Source organism: Pseudomonas sp. FG43 (assembly GCF_057809175.1).
Genome location: NZ_JBMDJL010000002.1, coordinates 275,067 through 296,687, shown reverse-complemented (window position 1 = coordinate 296,687; position 21,621 = coordinate 275,067). Strand labels below are relative to the sequence as shown.

17 protein-coding genes are annotated in these 21,621 nt (G+C 58.4%); 10 read left to right on the top strand and 7 right to left on the bottom strand.

What is annotated here, in order from left to right:
• Positions 1-13 precede the first annotated feature (13 nt).
• The 5 genes from ACODS3_RS04155 to ACODS3_RS04135 all read left to right on the top strand — a co-directional run bounded on the left by ACODS3_RS04155 (position 14) and on the right by ACODS3_RS04135 (position 6,599).
• Positions 14-1,711 carry a TolC family protein gene (locus ACODS3_RS04155; protein ID WP_489033377.1) on the top strand — a complete coding sequence of 566 codons (1,698 nt, stop codon included), beginning with the start codon at positions 14-16 and terminating at the stop codon, positions 1,709-1,711.
• A complete protein-coding gene (locus ACODS3_RS04150) occupies positions 1,701-2,465 on the top strand; it encodes an efflux RND transporter periplasmic adaptor subunit (protein WP_051427722.1) in 765 nt (254 codons plus the stop codon). The genes ACODS3_RS04155 and ACODS3_RS04150 overlap by 11 nt, the downstream gene beginning before the upstream one ends.
• Positions 2,462-3,796 (top strand): efflux RND transporter periplasmic adaptor subunit, encoded by a 1,335-nt coding sequence (locus ACODS3_RS04145; protein ID WP_489033374.1) that lies wholly within the window; start codon positions 2,462-2,464, stop codon positions 3,794-3,796. The genes ACODS3_RS04150 and ACODS3_RS04145 overlap by 4 nt, the downstream gene beginning before the upstream one ends.
• Before the next feature lie 3 nt (positions 3,797-3,799).
• Positions 3,800-5,923: a hypothetical protein gene (locus tag ACODS3_RS04140; RefSeq protein ID WP_489033372.1), complete on the top strand. Its 2,124-nt coding sequence runs from the start codon at positions 3,800-3,802 to the stop codon at positions 5,921-5,923.
• A gap of 85 nt (positions 5,924-6,008) precedes the next feature.
• Entirely contained in the window at positions 6,009-6,599 is a 591-nt protein-coding gene (locus ACODS3_RS04135) for a biliverdin-producing heme oxygenase (protein ID WP_304573915.1), read from the top strand.
• An 87-nt stretch (positions 6,600-6,686) separates the two neighbouring features.
• On the opposite strand, the gene ACODS3_RS04130 is transcribed toward ACODS3_RS04135, so the two are convergent.
• On the bottom strand, positions 6,687-7,322 hold the full coding sequence (locus tag ACODS3_RS04130) for an OmpH/Skp family outer membrane protein (RefSeq protein WP_201017675.1): 636 nt from the start codon (positions 7,320-7,322) through the stop codon (positions 6,687-6,689).
• A 64-nt stretch (positions 7,323-7,386) separates the two neighbouring features.
• A complete protein-coding gene (locus ACODS3_RS04125) occupies positions 7,387-8,301 on the bottom strand; it encodes a LysR substrate-binding domain-containing protein (RefSeq protein ID WP_201017676.1) in 915 nt (304 codons plus the stop codon).
• A gap of 227 nt (positions 8,302-8,528) precedes the next feature.
• Between ACODS3_RS04125 and ACODS3_RS04120 the strand changes: the two genes are divergently transcribed.
• The gene (locus tag ACODS3_RS04120; protein ID WP_489033369.1) at positions 8,529-9,824 is read left to right on the top strand and encodes a dicarboxylate/amino acid:cation symporter; all 1,296 of its coding nucleotides are present in this window, start codon (positions 8,529-8,531) and stop codon (positions 9,822-9,824) included.
• An 11-nt stretch (positions 9,825-9,835) separates the two neighbouring features.
• Positions 9,836-11,332: a cysteate racemase gene (gene cuyB / locus ACODS3_RS04115; RefSeq protein WP_489033367.1), complete on the top strand. Its 1,497-nt coding sequence runs from the start codon at positions 9,836-9,838 to the stop codon at positions 11,330-11,332.
• Positions 11,333-11,411: 79 nt separating this feature from the next.
• Here the strand turns inward: cuyB and ACODS3_RS04110 are convergent, their stop codons facing one another.
• Positions 11,412-12,065: a hypothetical protein gene (locus tag ACODS3_RS04110; protein WP_201017679.1), complete on the bottom strand. Its 654-nt coding sequence runs from the start codon at positions 12,063-12,065 to the stop codon at positions 11,412-11,414.
• A 322-nt stretch (positions 12,066-12,387) separates the two neighbouring features.
• Here ACODS3_RS04110 and ACODS3_RS04105 point away from each other — a divergent pair, with 322 nt between their 5' ends.
• A complete protein-coding gene (locus ACODS3_RS04105; RefSeq protein ID WP_489033365.1) occupies positions 12,388-14,508 on the top strand; it encodes a TonB-dependent siderophore receptor in 2,121 nt (706 codons plus the stop codon).
• A 20-nt stretch (positions 14,509-14,528) separates the two neighbouring features.
• The gene (locus tag ACODS3_RS04100) at positions 14,529-15,257 is read left to right on the top strand and encodes a DUF4198 domain-containing protein (RefSeq protein ID WP_489033363.1); all 729 of its coding nucleotides are present in this window, start codon (positions 14,529-14,531) and stop codon (positions 15,255-15,257) included.
• 790 nt (positions 15,258-16,047) lie between these two features.
• Here the strand turns inward: ACODS3_RS04100 and ACODS3_RS04095 are convergent.
• The 4 genes from ACODS3_RS04095 to ACODS3_RS04080 all read right to left on the bottom strand — a co-directional run bounded on the left by ACODS3_RS04095 (position 16,048) and on the right by ACODS3_RS04080 (position 19,876).
• Positions 16,048-17,214 carry an acetyltransferase domain-containing protein gene (locus ACODS3_RS04095; protein ID WP_201017682.1) on the bottom strand — a complete coding sequence of 389 codons (1,167 nt, stop codon included), beginning with the start codon at positions 17,212-17,214 and terminating at the stop codon, positions 16,048-16,050.
• Between the two features lie 129 nt (positions 17,215-17,343).
• On the bottom strand, positions 17,344-17,904 hold the full coding sequence (locus ACODS3_RS04090; protein ID WP_025259656.1) for a gamma carbonic anhydrase family protein: 561 nt from the start codon (positions 17,902-17,904) through the stop codon (positions 17,344-17,346).
• Positions 17,905-17,915: 11 nt separating this feature from the next.
• Entirely contained in the window at positions 17,916-18,821 is a 906-nt protein-coding gene (gene folE2, locus ACODS3_RS04085; protein ID WP_304573910.1) for a GTP cyclohydrolase FolE2, read from the bottom strand.
• 146 nt (positions 18,822-18,967) lie between these two features.
• A complete protein-coding gene (locus ACODS3_RS04080) occupies positions 18,968-19,876 on the bottom strand; it encodes a LysR substrate-binding domain-containing protein (RefSeq protein ID WP_201003026.1) in 909 nt (302 codons plus the stop codon).
• 187 nt (positions 19,877-20,063) lie between these two features.
• Here ACODS3_RS04080 and ACODS3_RS04075 point away from each other — a divergent pair, with 187 nt between their 5' ends.
• Entirely contained in the window at positions 20,064-21,584 is a 1,521-nt protein-coding gene (locus ACODS3_RS04075) for an ABC transporter substrate-binding protein (RefSeq protein WP_201017684.1), read from the top strand.
• Positions 21,585-21,621: the final 37 nt, after the last annotated feature.

Sequence of the window (21,621 nt, the reverse complement as noted above, 5' to 3'; positions counted from 1 at the left end):
GGGAAACGCAACAATGTCCAGACTCACCCAAGAACAGCGACTGCCCGGCCTTGTGCTGCGCAAGACCGTCCTGTGCCTGACCATCGGCTGCATCGTTGCCGGCCTGAGCGCCTGCGCGGTCAAACCCGAACCTCTCAGCCTGGACCAGCAACTGGCCCAGGCCAGTGCCGACCGCAGCAAGATGTTCGATCAGCAAGAGCCCCTGAACCGACCGGTCAGCCTCAACGAAGCCATGGCGCGAGCGGTGAAGTACAACCTGCAACAACGTGTGGGCCTGATGGAACAAGCCATGGAAGAAGGCCTGCTCGATACCCAGAATCTGTCGATGCTGCCGCAACTGGCCGCTCGCGCAGGCTGGCGTGGCCGGGACAATGTCGCGGGCTCGTCCAGCGAATCGGTTCGTACCCGCACCCAGTCGCTGGAACCTTCCACCAGTTCTGATCGTTCAGGCCATACGGCTGACTTGCAGTTGTCGTGGAACGTGCTGGATTTCGGCATCAGCTACTTCGGCGCCAAGGTCCAGGCCAACAAGACCCTGGCGGCTGAAGAACGTCGTCGCCGGGTGATTGCCGACATCATCCAGCAAGTACGCACCGCTTACTGGGACGCCGCCACCGCACAACGCCTCAAGCCGCAGGTTCAATCGACACTGGTGCAGGCCCGCGCCGCACTGGATCAGGCCCGCGTTACCGAGCGCGAGCGCTTGCTGACGCCTATCGACTCGTTGCGCTACCAGAAAAGCCTGGTGGAAATGATTCGCCAACTGGAAGTGCTGGACGGTGAACTGGCGCTGGCCAAGGCACGCCTTGCAGGCTTGATGAACATTCCGCCTGCCAGCCAGTACACCCTGGCCGTCCCGGACGATGCCAGCATGACTGCGCCCGCCGTGGCCTACAGCCTGGATGATCTGGAAACCCTGGCCATGACCCAGCGCCCGGAAATCCGTGAAGAAACCTATCAGGCCCGCAACGCGGTACTGGAAACCCGCATGGCGATGCTCAAGCTGTTGCCCGGCGTCAACTTGTTCGCAGGCCTGAACCGTGACAGCAACAGCTATCTGGTCAATGAGCAATGGGCCGATGCCGGCATGCAGATCAGCTGGAACCTGATGAGCGTGCTGTCCTATTCGTCGATCAAGAAGACTGGTGAAACCCGCGAAGCCGTGGCTGAACTGCGTCGCCAGGCCGTGCGTATGGCAGTGCTGACCCAGGTCAACGTGGCCTGGCAGCAATACCAGCGCGCCAACAAGCTATTCGAGCGCTCCAACGAGCTGCAACGTTTGCAGGACGGCATTCTGGCGCAAAGTGAAAGTGCCTACAGCAGCCAGGCCCAGAGCCTGCTGGAAAAGGTACGGATCGAAACCGAAACCGTACTGGCGAAACGAACCCGTGATCGTAGCTTCGCAGAGTTGCAAGCCACCTACGGCGCCATTCAGCAGGCTGCCGGGCTCGATCCCCTGCACCAGCGTCTGGCAGGCGAAAGCATTGCCGAACTGACCCAGGCCATTGCCCGCAATGCGGTCGACCTGGCAAGCGGTCAGGTGCAGATCCCACGCTTTGAAACGCCTCTGAATACCGCAGCCCAAAGCCGGCCGGCCTCCACCAGACCCGTCGCCATTGCCCCGATTGCCAGAGTCGATATGTTCGACAGCCTGGGTTCGTTGCAAGGCGTGGAACTCAAAGAGCAAGGAAGCACGGCAAATGCACGCTGAACCTGCCTCCATCAGACAGCATTCACGAGTCTGGCTGGCGATTCTGATCAGCGTTGCCGCCAACATGGCGCATGCTGCTGATACCCAGCCAGTGTTGCGCGTACAACTGAGCGCCATTGCCCAGACCACGCTGTCCAGCGAGGTCGCCGGGAAGATCACCGAACTGTCCATCAAGGAAGGTGAGCGATTCAAGAAAGGCGACCGGCTGGTGGCGTTCGATTGCAGTGTCTATCAGGCGCAGTTGAATCGCACCGCCGCCGTGCAGGAAGGCGCACGCAAGAAGCTTGAAGTCGCCAATCGCCTCGACAAGCTCAACTCCATCAGCGTCGCCGATGTCACCCAGGCCCAGGCAGCCATGGCGGTTGCCAGGGCCGAAAGCGGTATCAACCAGGCGATTCTGGGACGCTGCGCAATCACTGCGCCCTTCTCGGGGCGAGTCGCGGCACGCAAGGCGCAACGCTGGGAGTACGTCGCGGAAGGCAAGGAGTTGCTGAGCATCTACGATGACAGCGCCTATGAGCTGGAACTGATCGTGCCGTCCAACTGGTTGCGCTGGCTCAAACCGGGCCAGAACTTCAGCGTGCATCTGGACGAAAGCGGCAAGGACTATCCGGCGCAGATCAGCCGGATCGGCGCGATCATCGACCCGGTCAGCCAGTCGGTGAAAGTATTCGGGCGCATCACCCAGAGCGATGAAAGCCTGCTGCCCGGCATGAGCGGCGTGGCGAAACTGACGGCTCCGGGTGAGTCATGATTCAGGCGCAAAGCCGTTCCATGGAACACCTGACCTTGCTGGTCCAGTTGGAGCAGCAAGTCCGCGCCGCCGAGAGCCTGCAAACGTTGAGCTTCATTCTGCTCAACGACAGCCACTCGCTGCTCGAATACCGGCAAGCCATCCTCTGGCGCTGCGACACCCAGACCATACAAGGTTTCTCGGGGCTGGCCGTCGTGGAGCAACAGGCCCCCATGGTGACCTGGCTTAACCGCCAGTGCCGCCGCTGGGAACAGACCGACAATGCCCGGCATATTCATGAACTGACCGCTTCGACAGTACCTGCCGAAGACCAGCCGCAATGGAGCGAGTATTGCGCCCAGCGCCTGATCTGGATGCCGTTGCAAAAGGCAGGCGGCCCGCTTCTTGGAGCGTTGCTCTTGAGTCGCGATGCCCCGCTGCGCGACAAAGAACGGCTGTTGGCTCCACTGCTGCTGGATTGCTATGGCCATGCCTGGAGCAGCCTGCTGGGGCATCGTCCACAACGCCAACCACTGCGCAGACGCAAGCGCCTGCTGTGGATCGCCGGATTGGCAATGGCGGCAGTGTTGATGCTACCGGTACGCCAGTCGGTATTGGCACCGGCAGAAATTGTCGCCCGGGACCCGGCCGTGCTGCGCGCGCCGCTGACGGCTGTGGTGGACCGCATTCTGGTTCAGCCGAACCAGCGAGTCACCGCTGGCCAACCGCTGGTACAACTCGATACCCGCGAGCAAAGCAATCATCTGGAGTCGGCTCGTCAGGCCTACGCCGTGGCCGATGCCGAACTGCGTCAGGCTCAGCAACAGGCGCTGTTCGACGAACGCAGCAAAGCCACGCTGGCCACCCTGCAAGGACGGCGCGAACAAGCCAGAAACGATGTCGAGTTCTACACCGCCAACCTCAAGCGCCTGAGTATTGAAGCACCCCGTGACGGCATCGCGATTTTCGATGACCCCAGCGACTGGATCGGTCGCCCCGTCAACCTGGGAGAACGCATCATGCTGATCGCCGAACCCCAGGATGCCGATCTGGAAATCCAGTTACCCGTCGCCGATGCCATTGCCCTGCAAGCGCAGACACCGGTGAAACTGTTCCTGAACACCGACCCCACGTCACCCCTGGATGCGACCCTGCAACGCATCGGCTACCGCGCCAGCGTCAACCCCGATGGCGTCATGGCGTATCGACTGAAAAGCACCTTCGACACCCAGGACCCACGCATCCGCATCGGCCTCAAAGGCAGCGCCAAGCTGTATGCCGAACCCACGGTGCTGTTCTATTACCTGCTGCGTCGACCGCTGGCGGCATTGCGTATTCATGTGGGGCTGTAAGTGATGCACAGCCCTTCAAGCATGGACCTGCCACAACTGCGCCAGGAACTGAAACTGCATCGCGGTCCAAGGCTGCGCGACGGCTCGCCAAGCTGGACCCTTGAAGACCCGGCTCGCGGGCAGTTCTTCCGGCTTGGCTGGGCCGAAGTGGAAATGCTGGCCCGCTGGGAAACCGGCAACAGCCAAAAGGTGCTGGACTCGGTCAATCACCAGACATCCCTGACGCTGGACATTCAGGACGTCAAAGGTTTCGCGGCATTTCTAGGCAACCTGCAACTGGTCCGGATCCAAGGGCAGGAAGGCAACGAAAGACTGCTCAAAATCAGCCAGCAGAACAAGCATGGCTGGGCCGGCTGGCTGATGCACAACTACCTGTTCGTGCGTATTCCGCTGGTCAATCCCGATGCGTTTCTGGAGCGTTCATTGCCGTGGGTGCGACCGTTGATGAGTCGCGGCTTTGCCCTTCTGACCTTGATGGCAGCCTTGACCGGCCTGATTCTGGTCGCCCGTCAGTGGGACGTCTTCGTGCATACCTTCCTGCACTTCTTCAGCCTTGAAGGCGCGCTGCTGGCGGCCATGACCCTGGGTTGTACCAAGGTGCTTCACGAACTGGGGCATGCCTACACCTGTAAACGCTTCGGTTGCCGGGTAGCCAGTATGGGCGTGGCCTTGCTGGTGATGTGGCCGGTGCTGTACACCGACACCACCGGAGCCTGGCGCCTGACCGCACGTCGCCAGCGTCTGGCGATTGGCGCGGCAGGCATGCTGGTGGAGCTGTCACTGGCCGCCTGGGCGACCCTGCTCTGGAGCTTTCTGCCTGACGGCCCCTGGCGCAGTGCGGCCTTCATGCTGGCGACCACCACCTGGATTCTGACCCTGGCGATCAACCTCAGCCCCCTGATGCGTTTCGATGGCTACTTCCTGCTCTCCGATGCGCTGGACGTGCCCAATCTGCAAGGTCGCGGCTTTGCTCTGGCCCGCTGGCGTCTGCGCGAATGGCTGTTCGGCCTGGGCGATCCACGGCCTGAAGTGTTCGAGCCGTGGCTGGAACGTACGCTGCTGATCTACGCCTTCGGCACCTGGATCTACCGCTTTTTCCTGTTTCTGGGCATTGCCCTGCTGGTCTATCACTTCGCGTTCAAGTTGCTGGGGCTGCTGCTGTTCGCCGTCGAGATCGGCGTTTTTATCCTGATGCCGATCTTTCGCGAGTTGCAACACTGGGCCGGACGCCGCAAGGACTACCGCATGAACCGCAATACCCTGATCACCACCGCTGTGCTCGCCGCTCTGCTACTTGGCGTCTGCCTGCCATGGCGCAGCAGCGTTCAGGCTCCGGCGTTATTGCGCGCCAGCCAGCAGGCAACCTTGCTGGTGCCCAACGGTGCCCGGCTGCAAAGCATCGATGTGCGGCCCGGCCAGATTATCCAGCGCGATCAACCGATGTTCCGCCTTGAGGCACCCACACTGACTCATGAGCTGAGCAACCTTGAACTCCAGATCAAGACCTTGAGCTGGCAACTGAGCTTCCAGCGCATGGACAGAGACGCCGCCGCCCGCTTACCGGTGGTGCAACGCGAACTCGATACCGCTCAGGAACGCTACAACGCACTGCGCAGCCAGATCGATCAGTTGCAGATTCGTGCGCCCTTCGACGGTATCCTCGTCGATATCGCCGAGCCCCTGGCTGTCGGCCAATGGCTACCGCCGGGAGAGTGGCTGGCGACCCTCGCCGCACCGGGCAGCGCATTGATCGAAGCCTTCGTCGGTGAGCAGGACATGCATCGCATCGCGGCAGACAATCGTGCCTGGTTCTACCCCGAGGACCTGTCTCGCCCGCGCATCGAACTGCTCGTCAGCAGCGTCGAGCAAACCGCAGTCCGCAAACTGGCCTCGGCTCCCGAACTGGCCTCGGACTATCAGGGCGCTATCGCAACCCGTCTGAACAAGGAACATGAGCCCATCCCGGAACAAGCGATGTATCGGGTTCTGCTGCGCCCGAGTGGACCTGCGCAGAACATTCAACAGGCCCTCAGAGGCAGCGTCAGCATCGACGCCGAGACGCGCAGCCCGCTGCTTCACGCCTGGCAGAATGTGGTCGCCGTATTGATTCGCGAAGCCGCATTCTGACCTTAACAACTCTTAATGGACCCGCGATTGTTGGCACCTGACGCGGACTCTATCGTGCAGTTCTACTTTCACGCTGGAGTCCGACATGTCCACCGCCACCCTTGCAGAACCACTATCACGCGCCAAACGACTGAAAGCCGGGACTCATACCGAACACGACAACATCAACGATCTGGTCATGCGCAACGAGCCCTTCCAGAGCATTGCAAACTACGGCAACTTCCTGCGCCTGCAACATGGTTTTCATGGTGCGCTGCAACCGGTCTACCTCAATGAAAACCTGAACGAATTGCTGCCAGGCCTGAGCCAGCTCGACCGCTTCCCGGCCGTCGAAGCGGACCTGAACGATCTGCAGATTCCCACACCGCACACCCCGGCACCGGCTGCCATCGGCTCGGTCTATCAGGCACTGGGCTGGCTGTATTGCAGCGAAGGCTCGAACCTGGGTGCTGCAATCCTGTTCAAACACACCCGCCAGCTCGACCTGAACGAAACCCACGGCGCACGCCACCTTGCCGCCCACGAAGACGGTCGCGCCCTGCACTGGCGCGCCTTCGTCCAGCAACTGGATGCACTGGAACTGACTGAAGAACAGGACAAGGAAGTGATTGCCGGGGCACGGGCGGCGTTTGATTTCTATCGTGACCGGTTGCAGCAGGTGTATGGCGTGGTTTGATGGATTGGCTTCGCGAATGAATTCGCTCCTACAGCGTGTAGGAGCGAATTCATTCGCGAAGGAGCACTCATGAAAGACTAAATTTCACTATCGGCTTTTGATCGACTCGATAACCGCCTCGGTAATATCCAGCACGACCTTTTTCTCGTTGAACACGATGCTGGAGTCGCTACCCACTACCAGTTCGTACTTTTGCGAGCGGGCATAGTTTTCTATCGCATCGTCAGCCGCCTGCTCGATTTTCTTCCGGATATTGATATCGAATTGCCGTCTTTTTTCTTCTACTGCTTCCATGCCCGCAAGCCGAACACGCAAGTCCGAAACCAGTTGATCGCCTTCCGCAACCCGTGAGCAACGTTGGGCAGCAGTTGGGGAGCTTCCATTAGCAATCATGATTTGCTCATAAGACGACAACCCTTGAATCGCTCCCGTAGAGGGCTTGGACGTGCCTGCTGGCGTCTGGCTTGCAATACAACGTGAAAGAGCAGACTGCCTCAAATCGCTGATCTGCCTGCGTAGTTGCTCCTGATCAGTGCGCTGCTGCAAGGGATCACCCAACTCGGACGGGTAAGGATTAGCCTGACGAATACGCTCGGACAATGCAGAAACGATAACGGATTTCTTCACCTGCGCCCAAGGCAGTGGAGGTTGAGAACCAAACTCGAATCTACAGGCCGATAACGGCAGACAGAGGAGCAATACGGCAAGAGTCTTGTAGTGCATGAGTATTCCCTTAGGTGAAAAAATTGCAGCTCTTATGCCCGTGCAGCACAGCAAAGTACAGCGTTTACTGACTTAGCCGCGAAGCCCCTTCCAGCGTTTTCCAGAGTTTGCGCATGGTGGGGTTTTGATTGGCTATCGCGCAGTAAGAGCGGATTTCCAGTCGGGTGCTCCACTCTTCGCCACCGGCTCTTACCAGTAACCCTCGTTCAAGCTCGTCGACAACCGCGCTTTGTGGCAACCAGGCCACGCCGTAGCCTTCTATGGCCATGCGCATCAGGAGCATGGCCATATCGGCTTCGTAGCAGCGTTCCAGCTTGACGGGCGTCGGGCCGTTCTTGATGACGATATCGGCGACGCGCCCCAGAAAAGTCGTTGCGGTGTAGGCAAGGTGCGGGACGGGTTTTGCGGCGCTGCCCGGCAAGCGGTACAGGGGCTGGCCTTTCTTGTCCGGGGCGCACAAGGGGATGAAAGCGTCATGCCCCAAGGCCAGGCTGCCGAAGCGTTCGGCGTTCAGCAGGATGGGCGCAAGGGGATGGTGGTAGACGATCATCAGGTCGCAACTGCCCTCCTCCAGGGCAATCACGGCGTCATGGATGTTGGCAGCCACGACCCGTGCGTTGAATTGCTCGTTGTGTTGCTGAAACTGCGAAAGCCATTTGGGCAGAAACGTCATCGACAGGCTGTGCCCGGCCGTGACCTGAATGGAACGCCCAGGCATGCGTTCAACTTCACGCAAGGTTGAGCGCAGTCTCAGCAAGCCTGCCAGCACTTCGCGGCTCTCTTCACAGAAGGCGCTTCCGGCAGCCGTAAGTCGCACGGGATAGGTGCCACGGTCAACCAGTTCGACGCCCACCCATTCTTCAAGTGACCGAATCCGTCGCGACAGGGCCGATTGGGTCACGCAGCGAACTTCGGCCGCACGGGAGAAGTTCTTCCACTCGGCGATAGCCAGAAGGTCGTCCAGCCATTTGATTTGCATACAGGCATCTCCCGCTGTGAGAAGTGCATTTTACGTCGGCTTCGCGGCCCTATCGCTGCCATTTCAACAACTATTCCAAAAGCGCATGGGTTTAGCATGATTACTCATCATCGCCGCCGAACGCTTCCCTAGAATCGCCGCTAGCACCAGGGCCACGAGAGCCATTGGGCGAATCTGATTTGTCTCCTGCCGGATAAAAAAATCAAAAACCACTTGAGGACAGCTTCGTGAAGAAAAACAGACTTCCACGGCAAATCGCGATGGGCATTGCACTGGGCGTGCTGGTGGGTTGGGCGTGTCACCATTTCGCAGGGAACGAGCAGAATGCCAGGCAGATTGCTTCGTACTTTTCGATGATCACCGATATTTTCCTGCGCATGATCAAGATGATCATCGCACCGCTGGTATTTGCCACACTGGTTGGCGGCATTGCCAGCCTGGGGAACTCACGATCGGTCGGGCGCATCGGCATGCGTGCCATGGCCTGGTTCGTGACGGCCTCGGTGATCTCGCTGACAATCGGCATGGGGCTGGTCAACCTGTTTCAGCCGGGAGCCGGGCTGAATATGGAAGTCGTCCAGCATGCGACGGCGGCGGTGCCGGTCAATACTGGCGACTTCAGCCTCAAGGTGTTCATCAGCCACGTGTTCCCCCGCAGCATTGCCGAGGCCATGGCCAATAACGAGATCCTGCAGATCGTGGTGTTCTCGCTGTTCTTCGGCTTTGCGCTGGCTGGCGTCAAGCGCGCCGGTTACACACGGATCACCGACACCATCGATGAGCTGGCCAAGGTGATGTTCAAGATCACCGATTACGTCATGGCCCTGGCACCGATTGGTGTGTTTGCAGCCATCGCTTCGGCGATCACGACTCAGGGGCTTGGTCTTCTGGTCGATTACGGCAAGCTGATCGCCGAATTCTATCTGGGGATTGCCGTCCTTTGGGTTGTGCTCTTTGGTGCTGGCTATCTGTTCCTCGGGCGCTCCGTTTTCACACTGGGCAAGCTGATTCGCGAACCTATCCTGCTGGCGTTCTCGACGGCCAGCAGCGAATCCGCCTATCCAAAAACCATGGAAGCCCTGGAGAAGTTCGGTGCGCCCAAGCGGGTTTCCAGTTTCGTATTGCCGCTGGGTTATTCGTTCAACCTCGATGGTTCGATGATGTACCAGGCCTTCGCCATCATGTTCATCGCCCAGGCCTACAACATTGACCTGAGCTTCACCCAGCAACTGTTGATCCTGCTGACGCTGATGGTCACCAGCAAAGGCATGGCAGGCGTGGCTCGTGCTTCGGTGGTCGTGGTCGCCGCGACCCTGCCGATGTTCAACCTTCCGGAAGCCGGGCTGCTGTTGATCATCGGTATCGATCAGTTCCTGGACATGGCGCGCACCGCCACCAACGTCGTGGGCAACAGCATCGCCACTGCCGTGGTCGCGAAATCCGAACCACACGAAGATCCCGATGAAACAGCAGATAACACAGATGTGCGCGCCCAATCCGGACACCCGGTTTCGGTCGCCTGAGGAGCAGGGTCATGAAGAGAAAATCCAGGTCGGCCAGCAAGGGTGTCTTTGTCCGCAAGCTGGGTATCGTCGGTGGGCTGGGCTCGCTGGCTGGTGGTGACCTCTTCTACAAGCTGGTCAAATCCAGAGCGGTGCTTGAGGATCAGGGCCGCTACCACTTCCTGTTCGAGCAGCACCCGTTCAAGGACGTGCTGCTGCCTCTGGACAAGGAGGCCAACATGACGTCACGCAAGTTCTATGTGTTCCAGGTGTGCAAGTCGTTCGAGGAAAGCGGCGTCGATGCGGTGATGCTTCCCTGCTTTGCCAGCCATACGTTCCGCGCCGAAATCCAGGAGGAGCTGGGCATTCCGGTGCTGGACATGATGCAGGCGCTGGTGCGGCACATTCGACTCATGATCAAACTCGGAACGACCCTGGGCGTGATTGCTTCGGATTTCGTCGCTCATTCAGGACTGTTCGAGCGGTATCTGGGCCAGGATTTCAGGATCGTTTATCCCGATGCCGAAGCACAGTCTGCGCTGATGGACGCGATGTACGGCGTCAACGGCATCAAGGACGGTCACCTTGAAGGCGCGCCTCTGGAAACGGTCTATCAGGCGTGTCTCTCCTTGCAGGCGCAAGGGGCTGCGGTGGTGATCCCCGGCATGACGGAGCTATCGCTGGTTTGCCCAGAGCTTCAGCGCCGCGGGGTATCGGTTCTGGATATCAACGAGATCTACGCAAGCTTTGCGACTCTGGAGAAAGGCCAACCTGCACGCCTGGCGTTCAAGCTGGGGATTGTGGGCGGTGTAGGCCCCGCCGCCACGGTGGACTTCATGGGCAAAGTGGTTGCCCATACGCCAGCGGGAAAGGATCAGGAACACATCAAGATGGTGGTCGAGCAGAATCCGCAGATCCCTGATCGCACCGCCAGTTTGCTGCACGACGAAACCGACCCGACCATGGCGATGTACGCAACCTGCAAACGCCTGGAAAGCGCCGGCGCAAACGCCATCGCAATCCCCTGCAACACCGCTCACGCCTTTGTCGAACGCATCCAGCCTCATTTGCGGGTACCCATCGTCAACATGCTGACCGAGACGGTGGAGTGGATCGTGCAGCAATACGGTTCGGGCAAGACCGTCGGCCTGCTGGCCACATCCGGTACGGTGCAAAGTCAGGTCTACCACGAAGCGGCAAGCCGCGCAGGGCTACAGATCATCACGCCGGGGATCGATTATCAGCACATGGTCATGGAAGCCATCTACGGCGAGCGCGGCATCAAGGCCGGATTCACGGAAGGTCTTTGCAAGGAGCAATTGCTGCTGGCGGCGGAGCACCTTTGTGAACTGGGCGCTGACGTGTTGATTCTCGGCTGCACGGAATTGCCATTGGTGCTGGCCCACAGCGAGGCGTTTCAGATAATGGACCACAATGTCGCACTGGTCGACCCGACCACGATTCTTGCGCTGAAATGCATTGAGTTGGCGGGTGAAAAGCCAGTCAGGGTAAAGATCGATGCGGCTTGAAAAGTGAAACGTAAAGGGCGCCTCACAAGCGCCCTCTGGATGAATTGAGTGCTGGCTTCAACCGACCTTTTTTTGAGAATCAGGCGTCATGAAGCAAGCTATAGATGCTTTTGATCCGGGATATCTCATCGATGTCAATCTTGAGGTTTATCGAAGAAAGCTGGCGCTGATACAGAGCAATGAATGTATTCAGTTTAAGTTTTTGCACGTCGATGGCCGATTTCGAGTAGGTCATTACCAGCAGGTCATTCAACTCTTTCTTCACCGCCCCTGAAAAATTCACCTTCTGATTCCACAGGTGGATATCAAGCCTTATGAGCGCATTATGCTCGGCGTAGACAATGTAATATTCTTCGGTATTTCCAAAGGCTGCCGAATTCCCCAGAAAGCCGGACACGATGTTTGTCACCATGGCATTGACAGCTTTCTTCCCCCCGCTCCCCACGCCCGGAGATATTTTTTCCATCAGTGGCTCGACGGTGTTTTTTATCGTATCGCCTTCGATCCTTGTCACTGCAAATACCCTGGAGTCTGTTTCCAGAATGCTTTCAATGGGGACTTGAGCATTGTCCGTGGTTCCCGACACACGCAAGTCAGAAGCCGTTTTGATCTTGAAATAATCGGCCTTTGCTTCACTGAGTTGCACCAGAAGCTCCAAGTGCTCTCTGACAACGGGCTCGGCGTCAGAACCCTCTGTTTTCACGAACGAGCGCAGCGAATACAACGTACTCATAAAATCACCCCAATAGAGTTTCTGCAGATACACACGGCCAGGAGTCAGCCCTCTTCTGCTCTCAAAACAGCTTGGCCAATATAAGTACAAGTGGATCAACTGAACATCCTTACCACTGCACGATGCACTCCCGACCACCAGCGCAGATCAGGATTTCCTCATTGCAGACATCGGTGGGACCTGCGTGATCGGTCATCGCTGCCGGCAAGCCATGGCGACGGGCATCGGCAGAGCAAAAAATTTACATCCAGTTACATTCACACTCAGTAATAATTCTCAACGGAGATGTTATATTGTATCCATAACTATCAGGAAATCCTCCATGTCGTCTCGTAAAATCGCGTCTCTGACCAGCCTGGCAATCGGAGTGCTGGGCAATGTCAGTTTCGCTGAAGAATTGCCGCAAACCCTCGAACTGGACAACGTCAACATCTCCTCCGATTACCACTATGAGACGGCCACCAGCCCGGTTCAGGGTTATCGGGCCACGCGCTCGGCAACGGCGACCAAGACCGACACCGCCATCAAGGATATTCCGCAATCCATCAGCGTGGTTCCGGCCTCGGTGCTCAAGGATCTGGGCAGCAACAGTGTAGAACGCGCCCTGGACTATGCTGGCGGCGTGTCGAAGCAGAATAACTTCGGCGGCCTGACCCTTTACGAGTACAGCATTCGCGGCTTTACCACTTCGGAGTTCTACAAGGATGGCTTCAGCGCCAACCGTGGTTACCCGACGACTCCGGACACCGCCAATATCGAGCGTATCGAAGTCTTGAAAGGCCCTGCCGCCAGCCTGTATGGCCGTGGCGATCCGGGCGGTACGGTCAATATCGTGACCAAAAAGCCGCAGCGCGAAGCCTTCACCACGCTGCAAACCAGTGCCGGCAGTTGGGATCGTTATCGCACGGCGCTGGACGTCAACACACCTCTGGATGAAGAAGGCAATGTCCTGTCGCGGGTCAATCTGGCGGTCGAGGACAACAACAGTTTCCGCGATCACGTCGAGAGCAATCGCGTGTTCGTGGCCCCGTCTTTCAGTTGGCAGCTGAATCCCGACACTAGCCTGTTGGTGGAAACCGAGTTCGTACGCCACAAGTCGACCTTCGACCGTGGCATCGTCGCGCCGAACAACAAGTGGAGCGGCATGTCCCGTTCGACCTTTCTGGGCGAGCCGGACGACGATATCGATAACGACAACAACATGATTCAGGTCGCGCTGGATCATCATCTCAATGATGCCTGGTCGCTGCGTCTGGCCAGCCATTACAAGGAAGGCGAACTGTCGGGCTACGCCAGTGAATCCCGGCCGTTGAGCGCCAACTCGCAAACCGTCAACCGCCGCTATCGCGAACGCGACATGAACTGGCATGACAGCATCACCCAACTGGAACTGCGCGGCCGTTTCGACGCCGTGGGGCTAGAGCATGAGGTGCTGATCGGCACCGAATACGAGAACTACCGCAAGAACGAGCGGGTTACCAATATTGGCGGCAGCAACTATGCCATCAATATCTACAACCCGGTCTATGGCCAGGCCAAACCCAATGGTGCCCGCACCGGTACGGACTTCTTCGAGCACGTCGAAAGCCGCGCCCTGAACCTGCAGGATCAGATCGTTTTCACCGACAAGTTGCGCGGCATGATCGGTGCTCGCTACGAGCATTTCGATCAGCAGATCGATGACTACACCCCTACCGCAACCAACCCGACCTCAAGACAGCGCCATGACGCCTTCACCCAGCGCGCCGGCCTGCTGTATCAACTGACGCCACAAGTCGGCCTGTTCGCCAACGCCTCGACCTCGTTCAAACCCAATAACGGTCTGGATGCCTCAGGTAAAACCTTCGATCCGGAAGAAGGTGTCGGTTACGAGATCGGGATCAAGAGCGAGCTGTTCGACGATCGCTTGAGCACCACCCTCGCCGCCTTCCATATCGAGAAGGAAAACGTGCTGGCCCTCGATCCTTCCACCGACAGTAACCGTGCCATCGGTGAGGCTCGCAGCCAGGGCCTGGATCTGCAACTGACTGGTCAGGTGACCGACGCCATTCGTGTGATCGGGGCCTTTGCCTACATCGATGCCGAAGTGACCAAGGGTGACCGGACCATTCCGACCGGCAGCCGGATCCTCGGTGTCGCCAAGCGCAGTGGCAGCCTGCTGGGCGTTTATGAATTCCAGGAGGGCATGCTGCGAGGTTCGGATGTAGGCGCTGCGTTCACGTATGTCGGGGATCGCTCCGGTGAAGCCGGGACCAGTTTCGAGCTGCCGGCCTACCATACCGTGGATCTGCTCGCCCATTACAAGGCCACTGAGAACGTGACCGTTGGCCTGAACCTCAACAACCTGTTTGACGAGAAATATTTCGAGCGCTCCTACAGCAATTACTGGGTCGCACCCGGCGAGCCACGCAACTTCACTGTCAGCCTGACCCTCAACCTCTGACCGGAAAACAAGGACGCATCATGATTTGCAAACCATCAGTTCTGGCCTTGAGCCTGCTGGGCGCCCTTTTCGCGGGCCATGCGAGCGCTCACGGTCTGTGGACCGAACAGCGTCGCGGCAATATTGAAGTGGTCTATGGCCATGGCGCAGAAGACAACGCCTTCAAGGCGCAAAAGGTCAGCGGAGCCTGGGCCTATGATATTGCTGGCCGGATGGTTCCGGTTACCGTGCAGCGTCTGGACGACCATGCACGCCTGCAACCCCTGAAGCCGGTGGCGGTGATGTCTGTGGCGCTGGACAACGGCATGTGGACCAAAAGCAAAGACAAGAAATGGATCAACGAAGGCCGCAGCAAGGTACCGGGCGGCACCGAGTCGATCCATACCTTCAAGTACAGCCTGGCGATTTATGAGGAAGGCGCTCGCTTGCCGTCATTCGACAAACTGAAGTTCGTGATCGTGCCTCAGGTCGACCCGCTGACGGTCGGGCCGGGCAAACCGTTGCCGGTTCGCGTGCTGGTGGATGGCAAACCTGCGGCGGGTATCAAGCTGTTCGGGGATTATCGCAGCGCCCCGGACGTGGTGAGTACCGAAACCGATGCTGAAGGTCGCGCCAATGTGGTGGTGCGTAACGAGGGGTTGAATGTGATCGCGGCCGAAGTGACGCTGCCGGTCAAGGACAATGCCGATATCGAAGCGCGAGGCCTGTTTACCTCGCTGACCTTCGTGGGTGAAGCACATCACGATTGATGCAAATCCGTAGGAGATCACCCGCCGCCTCGGCTCCGCGCTGTCAGCAGGTGTTTCCAAATTAATGGTTCGGCTTGAGGCCGCCTTGCGCCTTTACGGCGCGTCACTTTGGTTTCGGCCAAAGTAACCAAAGCCACTGCTCCGGGTTCGGCCCCGCCTTGAGGCGGGGTTCCTTCGCTCCGGCAGTGATCCGGCGGTCGCCGCAATGGGCCATCCATGGCCCTGTGCGGCTAACTCTGCATCCCTGCAGAGTTCCCACCGGATCACTACCTCCTCTCAGCCTTCACCCACGTCGCGTTCTGCGGTGCTCTCACCATCGTGCGTAGGAGCGAATTTATTCGCGAAACAGCAGACGATGTGTTTTGGGGATGTGATCAGAAATATTCCAGACACCGCCGATTGCGACGTGGGTGAAGGCCGAGTGGAGGTATTGTGCAGTGGGGTGCGAGGCAGGACGCCGAGCAAGCGCCGCAGGGCCATGGAAGGCCCGTCGGCGCGTACCCACGGAGCAATGCCAGAGCGAGGGAACCCCGCCCCAAGGCGGGGCCGAACCGGAGCGAATGGTTTCCCCCCTTTGCCGAAACAAAGGGGGCCGCCGTAAAGGCGGAACCGGTAGGAGCAGCACATACCAATAATGGATATGTACGCCGGGTAAAGTTTTACCCTACGTAAAATACTTTCTAATTCATGCTCTTGCGTCTTGTTTGATGGGAGCAAATTTATTCGCGAAGGCATTTCAAACGACGTATCTCTCTCGGATGTAATACCGCCTTCGCGGACAAGTCCGCTCCTACAAGTATTTCAGCCAGGTAATATCACGCCGCCGCGCTTTCAGCCCGGCAAACCAGCGCACCGCCGGAAACAGCGCCACCGCCAGCAGCACTGAACTCAGCCATACGCCCCACATCGCATCGAAGCCGAAGTAATCGCCCTGATTCTTGCCCCAGATCGCCACGGCAATCAGGTACAGGAACTTCAGCACATACAGGTGCAGCAAGTAGAAGAACATCGGTGCTGCGCCCAGGGTCACCAGCGGTTTCAGCCAGCCCTTCTCCTGAATACGCTCGAACCAGATCAACACCAGCAGACCAATGCCCAGTGTCAGGCTGATGAACAGCAATGACGGCGGGTATTTGGTGATATTGAAAAAGCTCATCAGCGTCTGTACGCCGGTTTCGCCAACGCTCCAGGGCTTTTCGCCATAGCCGTTGATCACGCGCAGGACCATGAAACCAATCAGCGCGCCCAATCCCCAGACCCACAACCGGCTGCGACGTGCAGCAGCATCCATACTCGATGTGAACCATGGTCCGGCGGCATAACCCAGTGCGATAACGCCGATCCAGGGCAGCAGCGGATAAGAGGTGCGTAAACGCAGGGTGTCACTGACTTCGATCCAGCCACGATCATGCAGAATCGCCCATGGTATATGCATGGCCGACTCGACACCGAAATGCAGCGAGTCCAGCAGGTTGTGCCCGGCGACGATCACCAGACCGATCACCACCAGCGCCCAGCGCGGCAGAAACACCATCGCAGACAAGGCAACCATGCTCAGACCGATGGCCCAGATGACTTGAAGGTAAATGATGGTCGGCGGGAATTTGAAGGTCCAGGCGAAGCTGACCAGGGTGAATTCCAGGGCAATCAGGAACAGGCCGCGCTTGAGCAGAAAGGCGGAAACGTCAGTCCGGCCACTGTACTTTTCGCCGTACAGGTAGGCCGAAAGCCCGGTCAGCAGCACGAACAATGGCGCACATACATGGGCCAGCAAGCGGCTGAAGAACACTTCCGGAGCTGTGGTGGCGACATCCATGGGATCGCTGACCTGACGATGCAGGAAGAAGGTTTCCCGCACATGGTCCAGCAACATGAAAAGAATGATCAGCCCGCGCAGGGCGTCGATCGATCGCAATCGCGAAGACGGCGCAGGTGTCGAGGGAACAACTGTTGTCATGGGAAGCTCTTGTCCGTGGGAAGCTGTAACAGGTGCATGATGTTTCAAGAGTGCGGGCAAGCCTCGCGCGCACAAAATGCCGCGCGCATTGTGCCGCAGACGGGCTTGCCCATGACAGCGCTATGTTATTCAGAACTCGTTCTGCAAGGCCTTATAGCCGCGAACCAGATCGATATTGGTATGTGCCACGTCCTCCGAGAATTCAGAAGCTGAAATACTTACCGGCGGGAATTGCGAAAGATCGGTGTTCGGACCGATACGTGTGGTGGATGGCACATAGAAGCTTTCTGGCAGATCGCGGCCATCGACCACCGAGTTATGGCGCACGACGCTGCCATTACCCACCTGACAGTTGAACAACACGCTGTTGAAGCCGACGAAAACCCGGTCGCCCACCGTGCAGGGGCCGTGGACGATGGAACGGTGGGCAATGGAGGTGTATTCGCCGATGGTCACCGCCGCGCCGGACTTGGAGTGGATGACCACGCCGTCCTGGATATTGGAATTGGCACCGATGATGATCGGGTCCATATCGCCATTGGCGTTGACCTCGTCGGCGCGGATCACGGCATAGGGACCGACAAAGACGTTGTCCTTGATGATCACCTTGCCGCAAATGATCGCGGTTTTATCGATATAAGCCGACTCGGCAATGACCGGCAGATGGCCGGAAGGATTCTTGCGGATCACGGTGGTAGTCCTCAGGACATATAGTTGGAAGTGTATGCCACAGCATCGTGGGGGTGCAGGCTTTCAAGGTGACGCACGCTGACACTGGACGCGGCGAACAGCCCTTCCAGTGCCTGCTGGATCTTGCGTGCAGCGTCTTCGACGTACATCAGGTTCTTGCCGTTGAGGCGGGCAAAGGCCTGTTCGTCCGCACGTTTGACGGCGGTCTGCACCGGTGTGCCCAAGGCGCTTTCGGTGGCATCGATCAACGCCATCAGGCCAAGCACGGTTGCCTGCTCCGGGATGCGCACCTGGACCGTTGCGACGCTGCGCTGGCTATGGGGTGTCGCGAAGGAGGCATTCTCTCGCAGCCAGGCCGCCGCATGAGCGGGGCTCAATGCTTCCTGACCGGCAAAGCGCGCCAGAAACGCCTCTTCCACAAGCTGGCGCGACAAGGCTGCCGAACACGGGCAGGTCGAGGAATACGTGACATCCACCGCAGCATCGAGTAACAGACTGCCTCCAGTCCAGACCGCGTTCAACGTTACCGGATAGGATTTCCAGCCACTCAAGCCTTGAGTCTTCAATGCCGGTCGGCGGCACAGCAGATTGAAACTCACCTTGAGCCGCGAGCGACTGGAGTGGCAGTCGGCATGGCTGGTAACCATGGCTTCGAGCAGCGCCGCCATGGCGCCAGGGGTGAATGGCTGATGTACGGCGAAGCTGTCGAGCAAGGTATAGAGGCGCGACATATGGATGCCCTTGACGCTGGGATCGGCCAGGTCGACCTGCAGATCAACATAGGCATGTATCGGATGCACCACACCGGGTTCGCTCAGCAGAATCGGGACTTCGACACCTTGCATGCCGACCCAGTCAAGGGCGATCAGGGCTGCGGAAACTTCCGTCAGGGCAACGTCAGGGAGGGGGTTATTCATGTCAGTCGGTCATCTCGTTGGCCTGCTTCGCCACAACGGACGAAGCATGATGTAAGCGATATGAGCGGCGTGTTATGCCAGCTCATATTGATACACTATAACATTAACAACGATAGAACCAGACATGCCCGCTCAGGTATTGCGACTCATGTTTTGGCAAGTTCCTCGATCAGGAAGTCCCGAAACGCACTGACCGCCGCAGGCAAGTTGCGGCCCGCCATGCTCTGCAACTCGATACGCCGGGCTTTCATGCCTTCGTCACTGATCGGCAGGGATCGAAGCTCCTTGCCGAGCAGACGCCTGTCCAGGGTCATCTCACTGGAGAGGCTGATACCCCCCTCCTCCCGGACAAAACGCAACAAGGAGCCAATGTAATTGCTGGTCAGCACCGGATCGAACAGCAGGCCCTGAACACCACAGCAGATATCGAACAACTGGCGCAGTGTCGTATCGGTATTGGTCAAGGCGATGGCATAAGGCTGAAGCTCTGCCAGCGAAACCTCCGGACGGTCTGCCAGAGGATGGTTGTTGCTGACCACCGCGCAGATGGCTCCGGTATGGATGTATTCGACCTTGATCTCCTTTTGCGGCGTCAGGCTGAACGTCAGGCCAAGGTCGGCATCGCCGGAGCGTACCTTTTCCGTGGCCTGGGCCGGTGCGCAGACTTCCAGTGAAAAATGGATGCCTTGATAGGTCCGGCGAAACAGCGCGATGGCCTTGGGCAGAAACTCCAGGGCGAAGCCTTCGGAACAGGCAATGCGCACATGACCGCGTTGCAGGCCGTGCAACTCGGTGATTTCCAGTACCACCTGCTCGGCTTCGAGCTGGGATTTGCGTGCATAGGCCGCCAGGCGTATCCCCGCCTCGCTCAGCACCATGCCTCGGGCGCGTCGCTCGAACAGCACCGCATCCAGATCCCGCTCCAGTTTGGCGATCTGCCGGCTGACTGCCGAAGCCGCGACATTCAGTCGCAAGGACGCTTCACTGATAGACCCGCAACGCGCCACTTCCAGAAAGTAGCGCAAAGCCGTGGATTGCACACCGTAGAGCTGCATGACCACCTCCAGCATTGCCTTTTCGGCAAAGCAAGTATCGAAAGATTGTGCTTGTGGCATTGATACGCTTTGCCTAGAGTCGTGTCGAGGCCTAATAAAACCATTGCCTGCTTGTACCCCTTTCTCCTTTCGCATTTGCGATCCACTGCCCTTTGATACAACCACTTCGCCTTTTGGAGATGACGGCATGGGCATCAAGGGTTTCGCTCGCAGCATTGCGCTGCTGGGCTTGTTCAGCAGCTTTTCCGCCTTCGCAGGCAAAGCCGATGACACGCTGGTTTACGCATCCGACAGTGAACCTGAAAACATCAGTCCTTATCACAACGACTTGCGCGAAGGCGTCATTCTGGGTCGACTCATCTGGGATAACCTGGTCTATCGCAATCCCGACAGCGGACAACTGGAACCCATGCTGGCCACCAGCTGGAAACAGGTCGACGACAGCACCATCGATTTCGAATTGCGCCAGGGCGTGAAATTCCACAACGGCGATGCCTTCACGGCCGACGATGTGGTGTTCACCCTCAACTATGTGGTTTCGCCGGACTCCAAAGTCGTCACCATACAGAACGTCGACTGGATCAAGAGCGCAGAAAAACTGGGGGATTACAGCGTTCGCCTGCACCTGAAAAAGCCCTTCCCGGCCGCCCTCGAATACCTGTCCAACGCAGTGCCGATGTTCCCGAAAAACTATTTCGAGAAAGTCGGCCTGGCCGAATTCAGCCGCAAACCGGTGGGCACCGGTCCTTACAAGGTTGCGTCCATCACCAGCGGCGTAGGCGTGAACATGGACAAGAACCCGGACTACTTTCAGGGCAGCCCTCAAGGCCAGCCGAAAATCGGTCATATCCAGTTCAAGGTGATTGCCGACTCCGAAACACGTCTTGCCGAGCTGATGACCGGTGGCGTTGACTGGGTCTGGCGCGTGGCACCGGATCAGGCGCAAAGCCTCAAGGGCATGCAAAGCCTGGTGGTAACCAGCGGCGGGACCATGCGTATCGGCTTTTTGATCCTCGATGCACGGGGCACCTCCAGCGCCGATTCGCCCATGAAACACCTCAAGGTGCGTCAGGCGATCAACCACGCCATCAACCGTGAGGGTCTGGCTTCACAACTGGTGGGCGGCGAAAGCAAGCCGCTGCAAGTGGCCTGCTACCCTGGCCAGTTCGGTTGCGACACCACGGCTGCCACGGTCTATAACTACGACCCGGCCAAGGCCAAGGCGCTGCTCGCGGAAGCGGGCTACCCCAATGGTTTCGAGACTGAAATCTTCGCCTACCGTGACCGCGACTATGTAGAAGCGATTATCGGCAACCTGCGCGCCGTAGGCATCAACGCCAAGCTTCGTTACTTGAAATACGCAGCACTGCGTGACCAGCAACGCGGCGGCAAGGTGCCGATGTCGTTCCAGGCCTGGGGCTCGTTCTCGATCCTCGACACCTCGGCCTCGGCCGGTACCTGGTTCAAAGGCAACCCGGACGACAACATCAAGGACCCGCAAGTCCAGAGCTGGCTGCAAACAGCAGACAACGCGCTGGACCCTCAGGTGCGCAAGGACAATTACCGCCTGGCCTTGCAGCGCATCAGCGAACAGGCCTACTGGGCACCGCTGTTCAACTACTCGATGAACTATGCGTATGTCTCGGACCTGAACTTCAAGCCGTACCCGGACGAACTGCCGCGTTTCGTTCTGTCGAGCTGGAAGTAAGCGCCACCTGAAGTAAATCGGTGAGTGCGGCACCACT